This is a genomic window from Micromonospora sp. CNZ303, from assembly GCF_004345505.1.
Genome location: NZ_SLVT01000004.1, coordinates 172,685 through 188,845, shown reverse-complemented (window position 1 = coordinate 188,845; position 16,161 = coordinate 172,685). Strand labels below are relative to the sequence as shown.

General features: G+C 73.3%; 15 protein-coding genes. 2 read left to right on the top strand and 13 right to left on the bottom strand.

Translation table 11 applies throughout. From position 1 onward, the window contains the following. Positions 1–75: 75 nt before the first annotated feature. The 12 genes from ahcY to EV374_RS09160 form a co-directional block, all read right to left on the bottom strand. Positions 76–1,575 carry an adenosylhomocysteinase gene (gene ahcY / locus EV374_RS09215; protein WP_132233574.1) on the bottom strand — a complete coding sequence of 500 codons (1,500 nt, stop codon included), beginning with the start codon at positions 1,573–1,575 and terminating at the stop codon, positions 76–78. 326 nt (positions 1,576–1,901) lie between these two features. Beyond that, the gene (gene manA, locus EV374_RS09210) at positions 1,902–3,065 is read right to left on the bottom strand and encodes a mannose-6-phosphate isomerase, class I (protein ID WP_132233572.1); all 1,164 of its coding nucleotides are present in this window, start codon (positions 3,063–3,065) and stop codon (positions 1,902–1,904) included. 3 nt (positions 3,066–3,068) lie between these two features. After that, the gene (locus tag EV374_RS09205) at positions 3,069–4,055 is read right to left on the bottom strand and encodes a cation diffusion facilitator family transporter (protein WP_132233570.1); all 987 of its coding nucleotides are present in this window, start codon (positions 4,053–4,055) and stop codon (positions 3,069–3,071) included. A gap of 76 nt (positions 4,056–4,131) precedes the next feature. Continuing rightward, a complete protein-coding gene (locus EV374_RS09200; RefSeq protein ID WP_132233568.1) occupies positions 4,132–5,328 on the bottom strand; it encodes an SIS domain-containing protein in 1,197 nt (398 codons plus the stop codon). After that, positions 5,325–5,507 carry a Trm112 family protein gene (locus EV374_RS09195; protein ID WP_089001904.1) on the bottom strand — a complete coding sequence of 61 codons (183 nt, stop codon included), beginning with the start codon at positions 5,505–5,507 and terminating at the stop codon, positions 5,325–5,327. The genes EV374_RS09200 and EV374_RS09195 overlap by 4 nt, the downstream gene beginning before the upstream one ends. Positions 5,508–5,569: 62 nt before the next feature. Beyond that, positions 5,570–6,952, bottom strand: coding sequence for a phosphomannomutase/phosphoglucomutase (locus tag EV374_RS09190; RefSeq protein ID WP_132233566.1), 1,383 nt, complete (start codon positions 6,950–6,952; stop codon positions 5,570–5,572). A gap of 69 nt (positions 6,953–7,021) precedes the next feature. Continuing rightward, positions 7,022–8,152, bottom strand: a complete 1,131-nt coding sequence (locus EV374_RS09185; RefSeq protein WP_486485677.1) for a cell wall-binding repeat-containing protein — start codon at positions 8,150–8,152, stop codon at positions 7,022–7,024. Between the two features lie 255 nt (positions 8,153–8,407). Next, entirely contained in the window at positions 8,408–9,088 is a 681-nt protein-coding gene (nfi, locus tag EV374_RS09180; RefSeq protein ID WP_132233972.1) for a deoxyribonuclease V, read from the bottom strand. A 59-nt stretch (positions 9,089–9,147) separates the two neighbouring features. Then, positions 9,148–9,540 (bottom strand): hypothetical protein, encoded by a 393-nt coding sequence (locus EV374_RS09175; protein WP_132233564.1) that lies wholly within the window; start codon positions 9,538–9,540, stop codon positions 9,148–9,150. Between the two features lie 346 nt (positions 9,541–9,886). Continuing rightward, a complete protein-coding gene (locus EV374_RS09170; protein ID WP_132233562.1) occupies positions 9,887–10,219 on the bottom strand; it encodes a hypothetical protein in 333 nt (110 codons plus the stop codon). Between the two features lie 243 nt (positions 10,220–10,462). Further along, positions 10,463–10,810, bottom strand: a complete 348-nt coding sequence (locus EV374_RS09165) for a hypothetical protein (RefSeq protein ID WP_486485647.1) — start codon at positions 10,808–10,810, stop codon at positions 10,463–10,465. Next, positions 10,810–11,229, bottom strand: a complete 420-nt coding sequence (locus tag EV374_RS09160; protein WP_486485646.1) for a YbaB/EbfC family nucleoid-associated protein — start codon at positions 11,227–11,229, stop codon at positions 10,810–10,812. Before EV374_RS09160 ends, EV374_RS09165 begins: the two co-directional genes overlap by 1 nt. A gap of 74 nt (positions 11,230–11,303) precedes the next feature. On the opposite strand from EV374_RS09160, the gene EV374_RS09155 reads away from it, so the two are divergent. After that, positions 11,304–12,536, top strand: coding sequence for an SUKH-3 domain-containing protein (locus tag EV374_RS09155; RefSeq protein ID WP_132233556.1), 1,233 nt, complete (start codon positions 11,304–11,306; stop codon positions 12,534–12,536). A 10-nt stretch (positions 12,537–12,546) separates the two neighbouring features. Here the strand turns inward: EV374_RS09155 and EV374_RS09150 are convergent, their stop codons facing one another. Next, positions 12,547–13,986 carry an aldehyde dehydrogenase family protein gene (locus EV374_RS09150; protein ID WP_132233554.1) on the bottom strand — a complete coding sequence of 480 codons (1,440 nt, stop codon included), beginning with the start codon at positions 13,984–13,986 and terminating at the stop codon, positions 12,547–12,549. 219 nt (positions 13,987–14,205) lie between these two features. On the opposite strand from EV374_RS09150, the gene EV374_RS09145 reads away from it, so the two are divergent. Then, entirely contained in the window at positions 14,206–16,149 is a 1,944-nt protein-coding gene (locus EV374_RS09145; protein WP_132233552.1) for a proprotein convertase P-domain-containing protein, read from the top strand. The last annotated feature ends 12 nt before the right edge of the window (positions 16,150–16,161 follow it).

Below are 16,161 nucleotides of genomic sequence, written 5' to 3'. Positions count from 1 at the left end.
CGCGCCCGCCGGCGGAAACGCCGACCGGGCCGGCCGCTCGGGAGGGAGCGGTCGGCCCGGTCGGCGCGCCAGGTGTCAGTAGCGGTAGTGCTCCGGCTTGAACGGGCCCTCCACGGAGATGCCGAGGTAGGACGCCTGCTCCTTGGTCAGGGTGCTCAGCTTGGCGCCGAGCGCCTCCAGGTGCAGCCGGGCGACCTTCTCGTCGAGGTGCTTGGGCAGCACGTAGACGCCGATCGGGTATTCCTCGGTCTTGGTGAACAGCTCGATCTGGGCGATCGTCTGGTTGGCGAACGAGTTCGACATCACGAAGCTCGGGTGGCCGGTGGCGTTGCCCAGGTTGAGCAGGCGGCCCTCCGACAGCACGATGATGGCGTGCCCGTCGGCGAACTTCCAGAGGTCGACCTGCGGCTTGATGTTGACCCGCTCGACGTCGGAACGCTTCGCCAGGCCGGCCATGTCGATCTCGTTGTCGAAGTGGCCGATGTTGCCGACGATGGCCTGGTGCTTCATTCGGGCCATGTGCTCGTTGGTGATGACGTCGAAGCAGCCGGTGGCGGTGATGAAGATGTCGGCCTGCTCGACCACGTCGTCCAGGGTGGCGACCTGGTAGCCGTCCATCGCGGCCTGGAGCGCGCAGATCGGGTCGACCTCGGTCACCACGACCCGGGCGCCCTGGCCGCGCAGCGACTCGGCGCAGCCCTTGCCGACGTCGCCGTAGCCGAGCACGACCGCCATCTTGCCGCCGATCAGCACGTCGGTGGCCCGGTTGATGCCGTCGATCAGCGAGTGGCGGCAGCCGTACTTGTTGTCGAACTTGCTCTTCGTCACCGAGTCGTTGACGTTGATGGCGGGGAAGAGCAGGGTGCCGGCGCGGTGCATCTCGTAGAGCCGGTGCACGCCGGTGGTGGTCTCCTCGGTCACGCCCTTGATGCCGGCGGCGATCCGGGTCCACCGCTGGTTGTCCTCGGCGAGCGAGCGGTGCAGCACGCCGAGGATGACCGCGTACTCCTCGGAGTCGGCGGACTCGACCGGCGGCACGGCGCCGGCCTTCTCGAACTCGGCGCCCTTGTGCACCAGCAGGGTGGCGTCGCCGCCGTCGTCGAGGATCATGTTCGGGCCCTGCCCGTCGGGCCAGGCGAGCACCTGCTCGGTGCACCACCAGTACTCCTCCAGGCTCTCGCCCTTCCAGGCGTAGACCGGGACGCCGGCCGGGGCCTCGGGGGTGCCCTCGGGGCCGACGACGATCGCGGCGGCGGCGTGGTCCTGGGTGGAGAAGATGTTGCAGGACGCCCAGCGGACCTGCGCGCCGAGCGCGACGAGGGTCTCGATCAGGACGGCGGTCTGGATGGTCATGTGCAGCGACCCGGTGATCCGGGCACCGGCGAGCGGCTGGGCGTCGGCGAACTCACGACGGATCGCCATCAGGCCGGGCATCTCGTGCTCGGCGAGCTGGATCTCCTTACGCCCGAACTCGGCGAGCGACAGATCCGCCACCTTGTAGTCGCCCTCGGCGAGAGTGCTCGGCCGGGCCTCGGACGGCGTGCCGCTGGCGGACGCCGGGAGGGTGCTGGTCATGAAATCTCCTGTCGGACGATGTGCTGCGCGACCATTCACCTTACGCGCGCGAGCCGCCGACGGGAGGACCGGTCGGGTGAAGTGAGCACGAAGACATCAGCGGACAGCGCACGGGGCGGCCGGTCGTGAACGGTCTCCCGTCCATCGGCCGCCCGCCCCGTGCATCCCCCCGGTTTGGTTCCCCCGCGCGTTCTCGGACCTTCGTCGCGATAACGCTGCGTACCCATAGAGTCACATTCAGCCAGGGCCGCGTCAAGCTATTCCGGAAAAGTCGGACTTGCGCGTCGCCGCCTCGCGCCCCACCCGCACGCCCGCCGCCCCGCCTGTCAGCGCAGGCCGCAGCTCGCGACGTACGCCTCCCCCGCCCCGCCCAGGCGCAGCGGCCCGGCGGCGGCGCTGCCGACGGCCGCCCGTCCGGGCGCCAGCGTCACCGCGCCGGCCCCGTCGTCGACCGAGACCTCGCCGGAGCGGCAGAGCACCACCCGGGGCCCGGGCACCTCGACCGACACCGCCGGCAGTCCCGCGCCCACCGTCACCCGGTGCAGCGCGAAGTCCTCCACCGGCACCGGCCACGTGACCACGCCCGGGGCGACCTCCAGCGGCGGCACCACCGGGTCGCGCAGCACCTCGAAGCGCAGCACCCGCAGCAGCTCCTCGACGTCCACCCGCTTCGGCGTCAGCCCGCCGCGCAGCACGTTGTCGCTGGCCGCCATGATCTCCACGCCGGTGCCGCGCAGGTAGGCGTGCAGGTTGCCCGCCGGCATCCAGATCGCCTCGCCGGGGGCCAGCCGCACCCGGTTGAGCAGCATCGCCACCAGCACGCCGGGGTCGCCCGGGTAGGCGGCGGCCAGGTCCCGGGCCAGCTCCGCGTCCGGCCCCGCGACCGGCGCCGACGCCACGGCCGCCACCAGCGCGTCGCGCCGGTCGGCGGGCCAGGTCAGCAGCAGTCGTACGGCGTCACGCAGGCCCGCCGGCCCCGTCCTCAGCGCCGCCAGCACCGGCTCCAGCGCGGGTACGCCGAAGCCGGCCAGCGCCGCCGCCGAGGTCGCCGGGTCCCGGAAACCGCAGAGCGCCTCCATCGGCGAGAGCGCGACCAGCAGCTCCGGCTTGTGGTACGGATCGACGTAGTTGCGCTGCCCGTCGGGGCGGGCGGCGTCGGCGGCGTGCCCGGCGCGGGCCTGCTCGGCGTCCGGGTGCGCCTGGAGGCTCAGCGGGGCGTCGGCGGCGAGCACCTTGAGCAGGAACGGCAGCCGGGTACCGAACCGGCCGACCAGCCGCTCGCCGAGCCAGTGGTGCGGCTCGGCGAGCAGCAGGTCGGTCAGGCTCACCCGGTCGCCGTCGCGGTCGACCAGGGCCGGGCCGCCCGGGTGGGCGCCCAGCCACAACTCGGCCTCCGGGCCGTCGCTCGGCGCCGGCCGCCCCTGCAACTCGGCGATCGCCGAGCGGGACCCCCAGGCGTAGTCGCGGATCGGTCCGTGCAGCAGTTCCACCGGTCAGCTCCCGGGCCGCCCGGCGACCTCACCCGGCTCGGCGGGCGACGCGTTCCCGGCGACCGCCCGCTCGGCGGTGGCGTGGTAGATGTCCGGCTCCAGGTAGATCACCCGGGCGGTCGGCACGGCGGCGCGGATCCGCCCCTCGACGGTGTTGATGCTCCGCGCCAGCACCTCGGCGGTGACGCCGGCCGGCACGGCGACCTTGGCGGCCACCATCAGTTCCTCGGGCCCGAGGTAGAGCGTCTTCATGTGGATGATCCGCTCGAACTCGGGGCCGTCGGTGACCGCCTTCTCCAGCGCGGCGACGTCGTGCGCCTCGGCGCCCTCACCGAGCAGCAGGCTCTTGGTCTCGATGGCCAGGATGATCGCGATGACCACCAGCAGCACACCGATCATCGCGGTGCCCACCGCGTCCCACCGGCCGTTGCCGGTGATCAGCGTCATGCCCACGCCGAAGAGCGCGAAGATCAGACCGACCAGCGCGCCCAGGTCCTCCAGCAGCACCACCGGCAGCTCGGGGGCCTTGGCCCGCCGGACGAACCTCACCCAGGACTGGTTGCCCCGGACGAGGTTGGACTCCTTGATGGCGGTGCGGAAGGAGAACGTCTCCATGATGATCGCCGACACCAGCACCACGACCGGCACCCAGTGCCACGAGGTGATGCCTTCCTCATGCGACCACTTGTGGTACGCCTCGTAGAGGGCGAACAGGCCACCGATGCTGAACAGCACGATGGAGACGATGAACGCGTAGATGTAGCGCTCCCGGCCGTAGCCGAACGGGTGCTGCGGGGTGGCCGCGCGCTTGGCCCGCCGCCCGCCGAGCAGTAGCAGCCCCTGGTTGCCGGAGTCCGCGACCGAGTGGATCGACTCGGCCAGCATCGACGACGATCCGGTCAGCAGGAACGCGACGAACTTGGTGACGGCGATGCCGGCGTTGGCCAGCAGGGCGGCGACGATCGCCTTCGTACCACCGTTGGCGCTCACGCCGTCGCTCCGTCGTGTCGCGCGGCCCCGCCGGGCGTCGGCGCGGTGCGCCGCTCGACCCGTTCCCTGCTATCGCTCACTGGTTTGCCAGCTCCTTCATTTCGGTGATGGCCGGCACGGCCATCGGATCCAGTCCGTGTGCCAGGGCGAGGTAGATCGAGGCGAAGTCCGGCACGGCGACCAGCGAGGCGAGCCGCTCCAGCGCGGAGCCGCCCTCGGCGGTCACCACGTCGCAGCGCACGCCGCGCCGCTCGGCGAGGGTCTGCACGGCGTCCGCGCGGCGCTCCTCGACGTCGAGCGGCTCGTCGGCGTCGTCCTCCGGGTTCAACCCGCCGTCGCGCAGCAGGACCAACCGCAGCCGGGTGCCCGACGGCGACTCCACGTCGGGGTCGGCGAAGATGTCGCGCTCCCCCTCGGCCAGACCGCCGAAGACGCCGTCGAGCAGGCCGACCCGACCGCGCCCCGCCTCGCCGAGCGCCCCGCTGACCACGGGGTAGCGGGCGTTGGCGGACAGGGTGTCGCCGAACCGGCGGGCCGCGACCGTGGCCAGCGGCGACGAGCCCCAGACGATCGGCACCGAGCCGGCGAGGCCCAGGGCCAGCGACTTCGCGGGGTTGACGAAGGACTCGGCCGTCGGGCGGCAGCGGTCGGCGTCCGCGTCCAGCCGGGCCGCGGTCTCCGCCAGGTCCGCCTCGTTGACCTTCACGAGCCCGAGCGTACGGGCGGCGAGCAGGACCGGCACGGTGAGCGCCCAGAGGCTGGCCCGGGCCGGGGCGCGCCGGGGCACCGGGATGAACGGCGCCCGGGCCCGCTCGGCCACGGACTGCAACTGCGAGTCGGGCGCGCCGACGGCGACCAGCCGGGCGCCCCGCCGGTGCGCGGCCTCGGCGGCACCCAGCGCCTCGGGGCTGCGACCGGACGCGCTGACGGCGATGACCACGTCGGCGGCGCCCACCCAGCCGGGCACGCCGGCGCTGCGGTGCGGGATGACCGGCACCGGGCAGCGCGGCCCGGCGACGGTGGCCAGCACGTCGCCCGTACGCCCGGCGGTGCCGATGCCGGCGATGACGACCGCCCGGGGGCGGCCCTCGTCGGCGAGCACCTGGAGGTTGGCCTCGGCGGCCAGCGCGGCCGTCTCGCGGACCTGTGCCCCGGCGGAGGCGGTGTGCCGCAGCATGCCGCCCGGGTCGTGCTCGGCCAGCGCGGCCGGGTCGTCGAGCAGTGCCTCGTCGGGCTCGCGCCGGCCGCTGACCCCGGCCGTGCCGTCGATCACGACTGCTCCGCGGGGCCGCGCGCCTCGTCCAGCAGCAGCACCGGCACGTCGTCGCGGACCTCGAAGATCCGGCCGCACTCGGTGCAGGTCAGCGTCTGCGCCTGCGCGTCGTAGTCGAGCGGGGCGTGATGCGTGTCCGGACAGGCGAGGATTTCCAGCAACTGCGGGTCCAGGGCCACGGCGCGGCTCCTTCCACGTATGCGGTCTCACCGATCGACGGTGCCGACCGGCGCAGGCGATCTTATCGGCGAACGCGGTCGAGCACCTCGTCACGGAGGGCGGTCATCCGCTCCCGCGTCGGGGCCTCGACGTTGAGCCGCAGCAGCGGCTCGGTGTTGGAGGCGCGCAGATTGAACCACGCGCCGTCCGGGAAGCGCAGGGTCAGCCCGTCCATCTCGTCGACGTCGGCCTGCGGGTACGCGGCCCGCACCTCGGCCACCTTGGCGGCCTGGTCGGCCACCGTCGAGTTGATCTCGCCCGAGGCCACGTACCGCTCGTACTCGCCGGCCAGCACGGACAGCGGCAGCGACTGCTCACCCAGGGCGGCCAGGGTGTGCAACGCGGCGAGCATGCCGGTGTCGGCGAACCAGAAGTCGCGGAAGTAGTAGTGGGCGGAGTGCTCGCCGCCGAAGATCGCGTTCGTCCGGGCCATCTCCGCCTTGATGAAGGAGTGCCCGACCCGGGCGACGACCGGCTCGCCGCCGTGCTCGCGGATGATCTCCGGTACCGCCCGCGAGGTGATCAGGCCGTGGATCACCGTCGAGCCGGGGTGCTTGGCCAGCTCGCGGGCCGCCACCAGGGCCGTGACCGCCGACGGCGAGACCGGCTCGCCGCGCTCGTCGACCACGAAGCAGCGGTCGGCGTCGCCGTCGAACGCCAGGCCGATCTCGGCGCCGTGCTCGATCACCGCGCGCTGGAGGTCGACCAGGTTGGCCGGGTCCAGCGGGTTGGCCTCGTGGTTGGGGAAGGTGCCGTCGAGTTCGAAGTAGAGCGGCACGATCTCCAGCGGCAGGGCCGGCAGGACGGCGTCGCCGAGCACGGCCGGGACGGTGTAGCCGGCCATGCCGTTGCCGGCATCCACGACCACCTTCAGCGGACGGATGCCCGAGAGGTCGACCAGCTGCCGCAGGTACGCCGCGTAGTCGGCCAGCAGGTCGCGGCGCTCGGCCGGCGCGGCCGGCGTGCCGGCCGGACGCTCCCCCTTGTCCAGCAGGGCCTGCGCCCGCTCGCGGATCTCGGCCAGCCCGCTGTCCTGCCCGATCGGGCGAGCCCCGGAGCGGCACATCTTGATGCCGTTGTACTGCGCCGGGTTGTGGCTGGCGGTGAACATCGCGCCGGGCAGCCCCAGCGCGCCGGAGGCGTAGTAGAGCATGTCGGTGGAGGCGAGGCCCAGCTCGATGACGGCGCGCCCCTCGGCGCGCACGCCGGCGGCGAAGGCGGCGGCCAGCGCAGGACCGGTGGCGCGCATGTCGTGCGCGACGAGCACCTCCCCGTCCCGCTCGCCGAAGCCGTCCAGCACCTGCGCGAGGGCCGTGCCGAGGGCCTCGGCGGCCTGCTCGTCCCACTGGTCCGGCACCGTCCCACGGACGTCGTAGGCCTTCACGATCTGGGACAGATCAGACACCGGTCTCGCTCCTCGCGCCGCAGGTCCTCAACGGCCTGAGCGTATCGGAGCGGCGCGGCCCGGCCCGGCTCAGCCAGGGAGCCGGGGCATGAACACCGTGTGGTCGCCACCGCCGGTCTCCGGCGGCGGGTCACCGGGCTTGCCCTGGGCGGGCGGCACGGGCGGCGGCGCCCCGTACTGCCCCGGCACCGGGGGCGCCGGCGGGGCCGACACGGGTGGGGAGGCCGGCGCGCCGGGCACCACCTGCGTGGCCTCCGGGGCCGGTGCCGGGCGGCTGCCGTACACGCCGCCAGCGGGGCGCGGGGCGGGCGCGCCGCCGTACAGGCCGGGGGCGGGCGGCTGCTGCCCGTACACCTGGCCGGGTGGACCGGGGGCGGCGGCCGGGCCCTGCCCGGAGCGGTAGGTGGTGCCGCCGGGGTTGCGGGGCAGCGGGACGTGGCCCGGGTCGGCCGGCTCCTTGTCCGCCCGCGAGCGGCGGAACAGCAGGACGATGAGCAGGATCCCGACGGCGACCATGGCGATGCCGAAGAACATGACCACCGAGCCGCCGGAAGATTCCTCCTCGGCCGCGTTGCTGACGGCGCCCGCGCCCTGGCCGGCGGCCAGGCTCGGGTCCGCCGCGCCGGCCAGCACCTCGGTGGCGACCGCGCTCGGGGTGGGCGACGGCTTCTTCGACGGCTTCGGCGTCGGCGAGGGCGTGGCCCGGTCGCCGACCACCCGGGACGCCACCGCGCCCCGGCCCAGGGCCCGCCCGAGCGCGTCGCTGGCCGCGCCGCTGACGGTCAGCCGGCCGCCCGGCACCTCCGCGTCGAACGCCACCCGGTAGCGCACCGTGATGCTCTTGCCCTTGCAGAGCCTCGGCTTCAGGGGCGAGGTGGCCGACGTGGCCGCGCTGCCACCGCTTCCGGAGAGCGGCACCGGGAACCAGCGTCCACCCACGTTGACCTGCGCGCTGACCTGGTCGGCGCGCAGGCCGGCCAGGCGCAACCCCAGTGCGGTACGCAGCAGCACGCAGCCGTCGCTGCGCTTGCGCACCTCGATCGAGACGCCCCCGGCGGAACCGCCGGCGGTGAAGCTGCCGGCCGAACGCACCCGGACCGAGTCGCCTGCGGCGAGCGCCGGCGTCGCGCCGAGCGCCACCAGGCCGCCCAGCAACGCGCAGACCGTCGCGAGCCGCGCCGCGTGCCGACGTACCGCCATGATCACCTCGCCGTTCCTCCCCCGACGGGGGTCCGCCGGTCAGGCTACTACCGGGCCCGCTCGGGGCCCGGTCATTGAGCGCTCCGGATGTGCGCCGTATTACCCCGCGACCCGGTCCGCGCACCCTGGCCGGCGGCGGGACGGTCGTGCGTCCGCCGGTCCGGGGCTGCCGAGAACGGCGGCGGCCCCAGACGGCGCGGGCCGTCGCTCCGGCGGCGTCAGGTGGTGCGGGCCATCGCTTCGACGGCGGCGGCCTCAGGTGGCGCGGGCGGTCGCCTCGGCGGCGGCCAGGGCGTCGCGGCAGAGCCGGTCGGCGGTACGGGTGGTCTCCGGCAGCCGGTAGCGCGGCGTCAACGCCAGCACCCGCGCGGTCGCGTCGTCGAGGCTCATCCGGTGGCCGACGCTGACGAAGACCGGCTTCACGCCGTCCCGGGTACGCAGCACCCGACCCACGGTCTCGTCCCCGTCGCGCAACGGCGTCCACGCGCCCCGACGCTGGGCCGGCGGCGTCCACTCCCCCAGCAGGGGCGTCTTGCCCACCCCGATGGCGGGCAGGCCGGTCACCACGCCCAGGTGGCAGGCGAGCCCGAACCGGCGCGGGTGGGCCAGCCCGTGCCCGTCACAGACCAGCAACTCGGGAGGCACGCTCAGCCGGTCGAGCGCGTCGAGCAGCGCGGGCAGTTCGCGGAAGGCGAAGAGCCCCGGGACGTACCCGAACGCGGGCCGGCCCACGCTCACCGCCGAGTCGACCACCGCGAGGGTCCGGGTGTCCAGCACGGTCACGGCCGCCGCGAGCCGGTCACCACTCTCGGTGTACGCCACGTCCAGGCCGGCCACCGTCGCGGGCTCGGCCGGACCGGGCCCGACCAGGTCCACCAGTGGCCGCAACCGCTCCTGTACGGCCAGCGCCTCCGCCACGCTGCCCGGCACCACCATCCGGGGGTCCGGCGCCCCGGTCGTCGTCTCCACCCGCGCGGCTCCGGGTTCGCCCGGCGTCACGACGGCCCGTCGGTGCGCGACCTGTCGGCACCCTGCCCGTCGGCACCCGGCGTCCCGGCGCCCTCCGGGCCGACCGTCTGCCGCTCGGCGCCCTGCTCGTGAGCGTCCCGCCCGTCGTCGCCCTTGCTGTCGTCGCCCTTCATGTCGTCGCCCGCACTGTCGGCGTCCTCGCCGTCGTCGTCCTCGCCGTCGGTGTCCCGGCTGCTGCCGGCTCCCAGGGCGACGGCGAAGGCCACCCCCATCGCGATGCCGACGCCCACACCGGCGGCTCCGTCCAGTGCGGCCAGGCCGACGACCAGACCGAGCATGAGGCCGACCGGCCACGCCCAGGCGTTGGACTGCCAGCCACCAGGGCCGGGCGACTTCTGCCCATTGTCTGATTCAGCCATTTCGCCATGGTATTCCGGCCCGGCAACCCGCCCCGAACCCGCGACCCTCGGGGGGCGGCGGACGCCTACTGGCCGGGCTCCCAGCGGTAGCGCCTCGGCACGCTCCGGCGACTGCTTCGCCGCCGCCTGCGCCCGCGCCGGCTTCGCCCCTCCGCCCGGCCGGCGCCCGTCCGCCGGGAACAGGCGCTCCACCTGGATGGACCACCAACCAGGCCGAGTCACACGGCATCGGCGGCGTCAGAGTCCCGCCGGGGCCGGCGTCCAATTCCGGAGGGCGCGCAATCCGGTCCATCGCGGAGGCCGCGCCCCAATACTTCGGCTCCGCCTTCACCGTCGTGGAGTGCCGCTAAGGGCGCTTGATGATGGAGGCGACCTCCAGCCCTGCCAGTCGCAGTCCAGCCTGCACCCGCTCCCACAAGCTCACTTCTTCAGTCTCCGGCAGGGGGGCTGGGGCCTCCAATTCAAGGCGCCACTCCTGTGAGTCGACGTCACGCCACAATTCGACTCGGACCACCTGCCCCTGGATTGCCCACGCCGCTTCCCCGAACAGCTCGTCCCAATCGTCCGCCAGTCGGCCGACCTTGCTCAGGCCCAACTCCGCGCGCAGCCGGTCGAGAACAGGGCGGTCAACTGCTCCGGAAATGCGAAACACCCAACTATCGGCCACGGTTGCCCTCAATTATCCAGTCCTCTGACGTGAAGTGGGAGGATGCCCCGTCGCCGGAGCGATCCGGCGGACCCGTCCCAGGGAAGACCACTGGGACCACAACGCGCCCGAACTCCCTGCCATACTTCTCGGCCCACGCGAAAAGGGCCGGGAAGCACTTCCTCGCAACCTTCTTCGTGACGAATCCATACGTCCTGTTCACCACCCGAAGGTCGGGGAAATCGCGGGCTCGGCAACACACTCATCCGGGTCTCCTCAGCGGATCAGCGCTGCTGGTGCCGGTCGCCGACACGGCCCTAGCCGCCCCGCACTTGCCGCGTCCGTCCGCAGGTTGGCGTCCACCGACCGGACCACATCGGCACCGAGACCCTCCAGGTGCCGACCCACGCCCTCCCACGTGCGCAGGATCAGCTCCTCGAACCCGCGGTACTTCTGCTCGAACGCGGCCCCGATGTCGTCCTTGCCCCATGGCGACCGGTCGCTCGCCGCCGCGATGGCGCCGCCCGCCTGGCGGCGGCGTGCCGTGACGGCCTCGCCGGACAACGAGAGGTCGACGCCCCCGCGTCGGGCGCGCTGCGGGTCGAGCCAGAGCTGACCGTCCATCACTCGCCCCGGCGCAGCACGGCGTCGGCCCGGCCCAGCAAGGAACCGAAGTCACCCGTACGCAGGAAGTCCGTCGCCCCGGAGCCGGCGGGCAGATAGCCGGCCACGAGTTCCTGGGTGGCGGCGACCGCCGCAGCGCCGGCCCGGTGGACGGTAACCGTGATCTTCCGGCTCAACGCCTTCGCGTCCCGGTCCTGGAAGACGGCGGGGTGCAGCTCGACCGAGATCAGCTCGCCACGGGCACCGGCGGTGGCGGTCACCTGACCGTCCTCGGAGCGCTCGGTCACCCGCAGCCCGGCGAGCCGGCCCTGCAGCTCGTCCAGACCGGACCTCAGTCGCTGGTAGTCCCCGTACACCTCGTCGAACCGCGCCCGCAGCGCGCGATTGGCGTCCCGGGCCACACTCTCAGCCAACGCCACCCTCCCCCGGTTACCGTCGGTAGGGCGAACCATACCGGCCGCCACGAATCCGTGGGGTCCGGTACTTTCAAGCCGTGATCGATCGCCAGCAGGCCGAGCAACTCGCCACCGTGTGGGCCCGCCGCGAGTCACAACGACTGGGACACGACTGCCACCCCCACGTCGACGAGTTCGACCTCGGCTACGTCATCACCTCCACCGTTCCCACCGAGACGAAAACGATGCCCGGCGACCTGCCCACCACCGTCATCGACAAGACCACCGGCGAGGTGACCACCTGGCCGCGCGTGCCGACCGACGCGGTCACGCAGATGTACCGCCGCAGCCGCCCCCAAGGCCCCGGCGTGCCCCGCACCGTCGACCCGGCCAGCCAACTGCTCCGCGAGATCCACCGTCTGCCGACCCCCAACACGGCGGCCCACCTGACGGTCGGCGGACGACTCTTCCGCGCGCAGGGCGCCAAGGGCGAGATCACCCTCAACCACCACCCACTCGTGCGCTCCTACCTGGACGAGCAGCCCGCCGGGCACCTCGTACGCGGCGGCGACCGGCACGCCGAACTGATCGTCGTCTCCGACGTCCTGCACCACTACGACCACCACCGCGCCGCCGAGGGCATCGCGCCACTCGGCATGGCCGACGCGCAGGACATCCTGGAGACCGCCCGGTTCGAGGTCCACCGGGTGCGCGAACCGGGCGATCCGAACGGCGGCCTCGCCGACCGCCCGTGCGACTCCTGCGTGGACACGTTGGTGGACTTCCACGTGCTGCCCTGGTCCGACCGGGCCTTCACGATGCCGTGGCAGCCGGACCCGCAGCCCGACCCGGTCCCGGGCCGGTTCCACCCGGACGTCGCGCAGGCACTCGTCGCGGCTGGCTGGCGGCCGCACTTCGGAGACGAGATCGTCGCCCTGTCCGCCATCAGGGACGTCGGTGCCGTCCGGGGTGAGACGTCCACGCATCCCGACTTTCCCGCGGTCCTGTCGACACTCACCGCCTTCCCGAGCCTGGTGGGCGCCCGGCGCGGTCCCGGCGAACAGGTGTGGATCTCCCGCTTCGACGTCCGTCCACGACAGGTCGCGCACACCGCCGACACGCTGGCCGACTGCGCGGCCGTGCTCGGCGTACGGCTCTTCCCCATCGGCACCGAGCGGCAGGAGAGCATCCTCGCCGTCGACGAGCGGGGGCGGGTCTTCGCGCTGGACCAGGCCGGCGAGTGGTTCCTCGGCGAGGACATCGACGCCGCGCTGACCACCCTACTGCTCGGCCGGGCGCCGGCCCGCGTCCGCGACGACGGCACCTGGTGAGCGGGCGGCGCTACAGCGCCAGGCCGGTCAGCACCATGACCCGGGGCTCCGTGTAGTCCTCCATGGCGCTGCGCACGCCCTCCCGCCCGACGCCGCTGCCCTTCACCCCGCCGTACGGCATCTGGTCGGCCCGGTACGACGGCACGTCGCCGACGATCACCCCGCCCACCTCCAGGGCGCGGTGCGCCGCGAAGGCCGTGTCGAGGCGGTGGGTGAAGACCCCCGCCTGCAACCCGTACGCCGAGTCGTTGACGGCGGCGAACGCGGCCTGGTCGTGCGCGACGCGGGCGACCACCAGCACGGGCCCGAAGACCTCCTCGGCGCAGACCCTGGCGTCCGCCGGCACGCCGGAGAGCACGGTCGGCGGGTACGTCGCGCCGTCGCGCCGGCCGCCCAGCTCGATGGTGGCGCCGGCGGTGACGGCCTCGTCCACCCACGCCTCGACCCGGCGGGCGGCGTCGGCGGAGATCAGCGGCCCGACGTCGGTGAGGGGGTCGGACGGGTCGCCGACCCGCAGCTCCTGCACCGCCGCGACGAGGCGGGGCAGGAACGCGTCGTAGAGCCATTCGTGCACGTAGACCCGCTGCACGGCGATGCACGACTGGCCGGCCTGGTAGTTGGCGAACGTCGCGATGCGGTGCGCGGCGAAGGTCAGGTCCTCGGCGGTGTTCCAGTCCTCGCAGATCACGGCGGCGGCGTTGCCGCCCAGCTCCAGGGTGACGTGCTTCTCGGGCACCGAGCGGCGGATCGCCGCGCCGACCGGCCCGGAGCCGGTGAACGAGACCACCGGCAGCCGGGGGTCGGCGACCAGCTCGGCGGCGCGTTCGTTGGGCAGCGGCAGCACCGAGAACGTCCCCTCCGGCAGGTCGGTCTCGGCGAGCAGCTCGCCCAGCAGCAGCGCCGACAGCGGGGTGGCGGGGGCGGGCTTGACGATGATCGGGGCGCCGACCGCGATGGCCGGGGCGACCTTGTGCGCGACGAGGTTCAGCGGGAAGTTGAACGGCGCGATGCCGAGCACCGGCCCCTTCGGCATCCGCCGGACCAGGGCGATCCGCCCGGTGGCGGCGGGGTCGGTGTCGAGGCGTTGCAGCTCGCCGGAGAAGCGCCGGGCCTCCTCGGCGGCCCAGCGGAAGGTCGAGACGGCCCGCCCGACCTCGGCGCGGGCCCACTTCAGCGGCTTGCCGTTCTCGGCGGTGATCAGCCGCGCGAACTCCTCGGCCCGCTCGGCGAGCCGCTGGGACACGTGGTCCAGGGCCGCCGCGCGGGCGTGCGCGGGCAGGGCCGCGACCGCCGCGGCCACCCCGGCGGCTGCCGCGACGGCCGCTTCGACCTGGCCGGCGGTGGCGAGGGTGGTACGACCGACGGCGCGCCCGTCGTACGGGTGGTGGACGGTCAGCTCGCCCTCGCCGTGCGCGGGGCGGGAGGCGACATGGAAGGCGACGGAGTCCACACGCAGCAGCGTAGCCCCTCCCCGGGGAGCTGATCCGCACGAGCGGGCGACAGCCGAGACTTCGCGAGGCGTCGATGCATTACCGCAGTTCGACCCCTAAACACAAGGTGCTCTCACGTCTCCACTTTTTGCCGTGCAGGCCCTACGCTCTTGCTCACTTTGATCAATTGCGATCGATGGCGGGACCCGCCGTCGTGTAGCGAGAGGAACACCCGAGGGATGACACTCCCCTACCCCGCCGCGCGCCGCTGGCGCGTCGGTGTCTTGACAGCCGCCGTCGCCACCGCCGTGGCGTTCGGCGCCCCCGCGACGGCCGCCCCCGCCGAGGGACAGATCCTCATGGCGGGCGGCGCCACCGCCGTCGACGACTCGTACATCGTGGTGTTCAAGGACACCTCGGTGGGCCGGACCGACGTCACGAGGAAGGCCCGTGACCTCGCCGGCCGGCACCGGGGCGCGGTCAACCGGACGTACCAGAACGCGCTGCGCGGGTTCGAGGCGCGCATGTCCGAGGCGGAGGCCAAGCGGCTCGCCGCCGACCCCTCGGTGCGCTACGTCCAGCAGAACCACACCATGCGGATCAGCGGTACGCAGAGCCCCACCCCGTCCTGGGGCCTGGACCGGCTCGACCAGCGCACGCTGCCGCTGAACAACTCGTACACCTACCCGAACACCGGCTCGGGCGTGAAGGCGTACATCATCGACACCGGCATCCGGTTCGGCCACAGCGACTTCGGCGGTCGTGCCGTCACCGGCTTCGACTCCATCGACGGCGGCAGCGCGGACGACTGCAACGGGCACGGCACCCACGTGGCCGGCACGGTCGGCGGCACCGCCTACGGCGTGGCCAAGGGCGTCACGCTGGTCGGCGTCCGGGTGCTCGACTGCGAGGGCAGCGGCACCGACGCCGGCGTCATCCAGGGCGTCGACTGGGTGACCGGCGACCACGCCGCCGGTCAGCTCGCGGTGGCGAACATGAGCCTCGGCGGCGGCTTCAGCCAGGCCCTCAACGACGCGGTGGCCCGCTCCATCGCCGACGGCGTCACCTACGGCCTGGCGGCCGGCAACGACTACGGCGCGAACGCCTGCAACAGCTCGCCGGCCAGCCTCCTCGCCGGCATCACCGTCGGCTCGACCACCAACACCGACGCCCGCTCGTCGTTCTCCAACATCGGCACCTGCCTGGACATCTTCGCGCCCGGCAGTTCGATCACCTCGGCCTGGCACACCAGCAACACGGCCACGAACAGCATCAGCGGCACCTCGATGGCGACCCCGCACGTGGTCGGCGCCGCCGCGCTCGTGCTCGCCGCCAACCCGACGTTCACCCCGCAGCAGGTACGCGACAAGCTCGTCGCCGACGCCACCAGCAACGCGGTGACCAGCCCCGGCACCGGCTCGCCCAACAAGCTGCTGTACGTCGGCGACGGCGGCACCACGCCCCCGCCGCCCCCGCCGCCCACCGGCTGCACCCAGACCAACGGCACCGACGTGACGATCCGCGACAACGCCACGGTGGAGAGCACCATCACCATCGCGGGCTGCACCGGCACCGCCGGCTCCGCCAGCACCGTCGCCGTGCAGATCGTGCACACCTACATCGGTGACCTCGCCGTCAGCCTCGTCGCTCCCGACGGCAGCGCCTACACCCTGCACAACCGCACCGGCGGCTCCGCCGACAACATCAACCAGACCTACACGGTCAACCTCTCCTCCGAGGTCGCCAACGGCACCTGGAAGCTGCGGGTCCAGGACGCGGGCGCCGGCGACACCGGCTACGTGAACAGCTGGACGCTCAACCTGGCCGGCTCCGGCACGACGAACTGCACCGGCACCAACGCCAACAACGTCACCGTCAACGACAACGCGACGGTCACCAGCAGCATCGCGATCGCCGGCTGCACCGGTACCGCGTCGTCCACCAGCAAGGTCGCCGTGCAGATCGTGCACACCTACATCGGTGACCTCGCCGTCAGCCTCGTCGCCCCCGACGGCAGCGCCTACACCCTGCACAACCGCACCGGCGGCTCCGCCGACAACATCAACCAGACCTACACGGTCAACCTCTCCACGGAGACCCGTAACGGCACCTGGAACCTGCGCGTCCAGGACGCCGCCTCCGGCGACACCGGCTACATCGACGGCTGGACCCTGACCCTCTAGGGACCGTCAGCT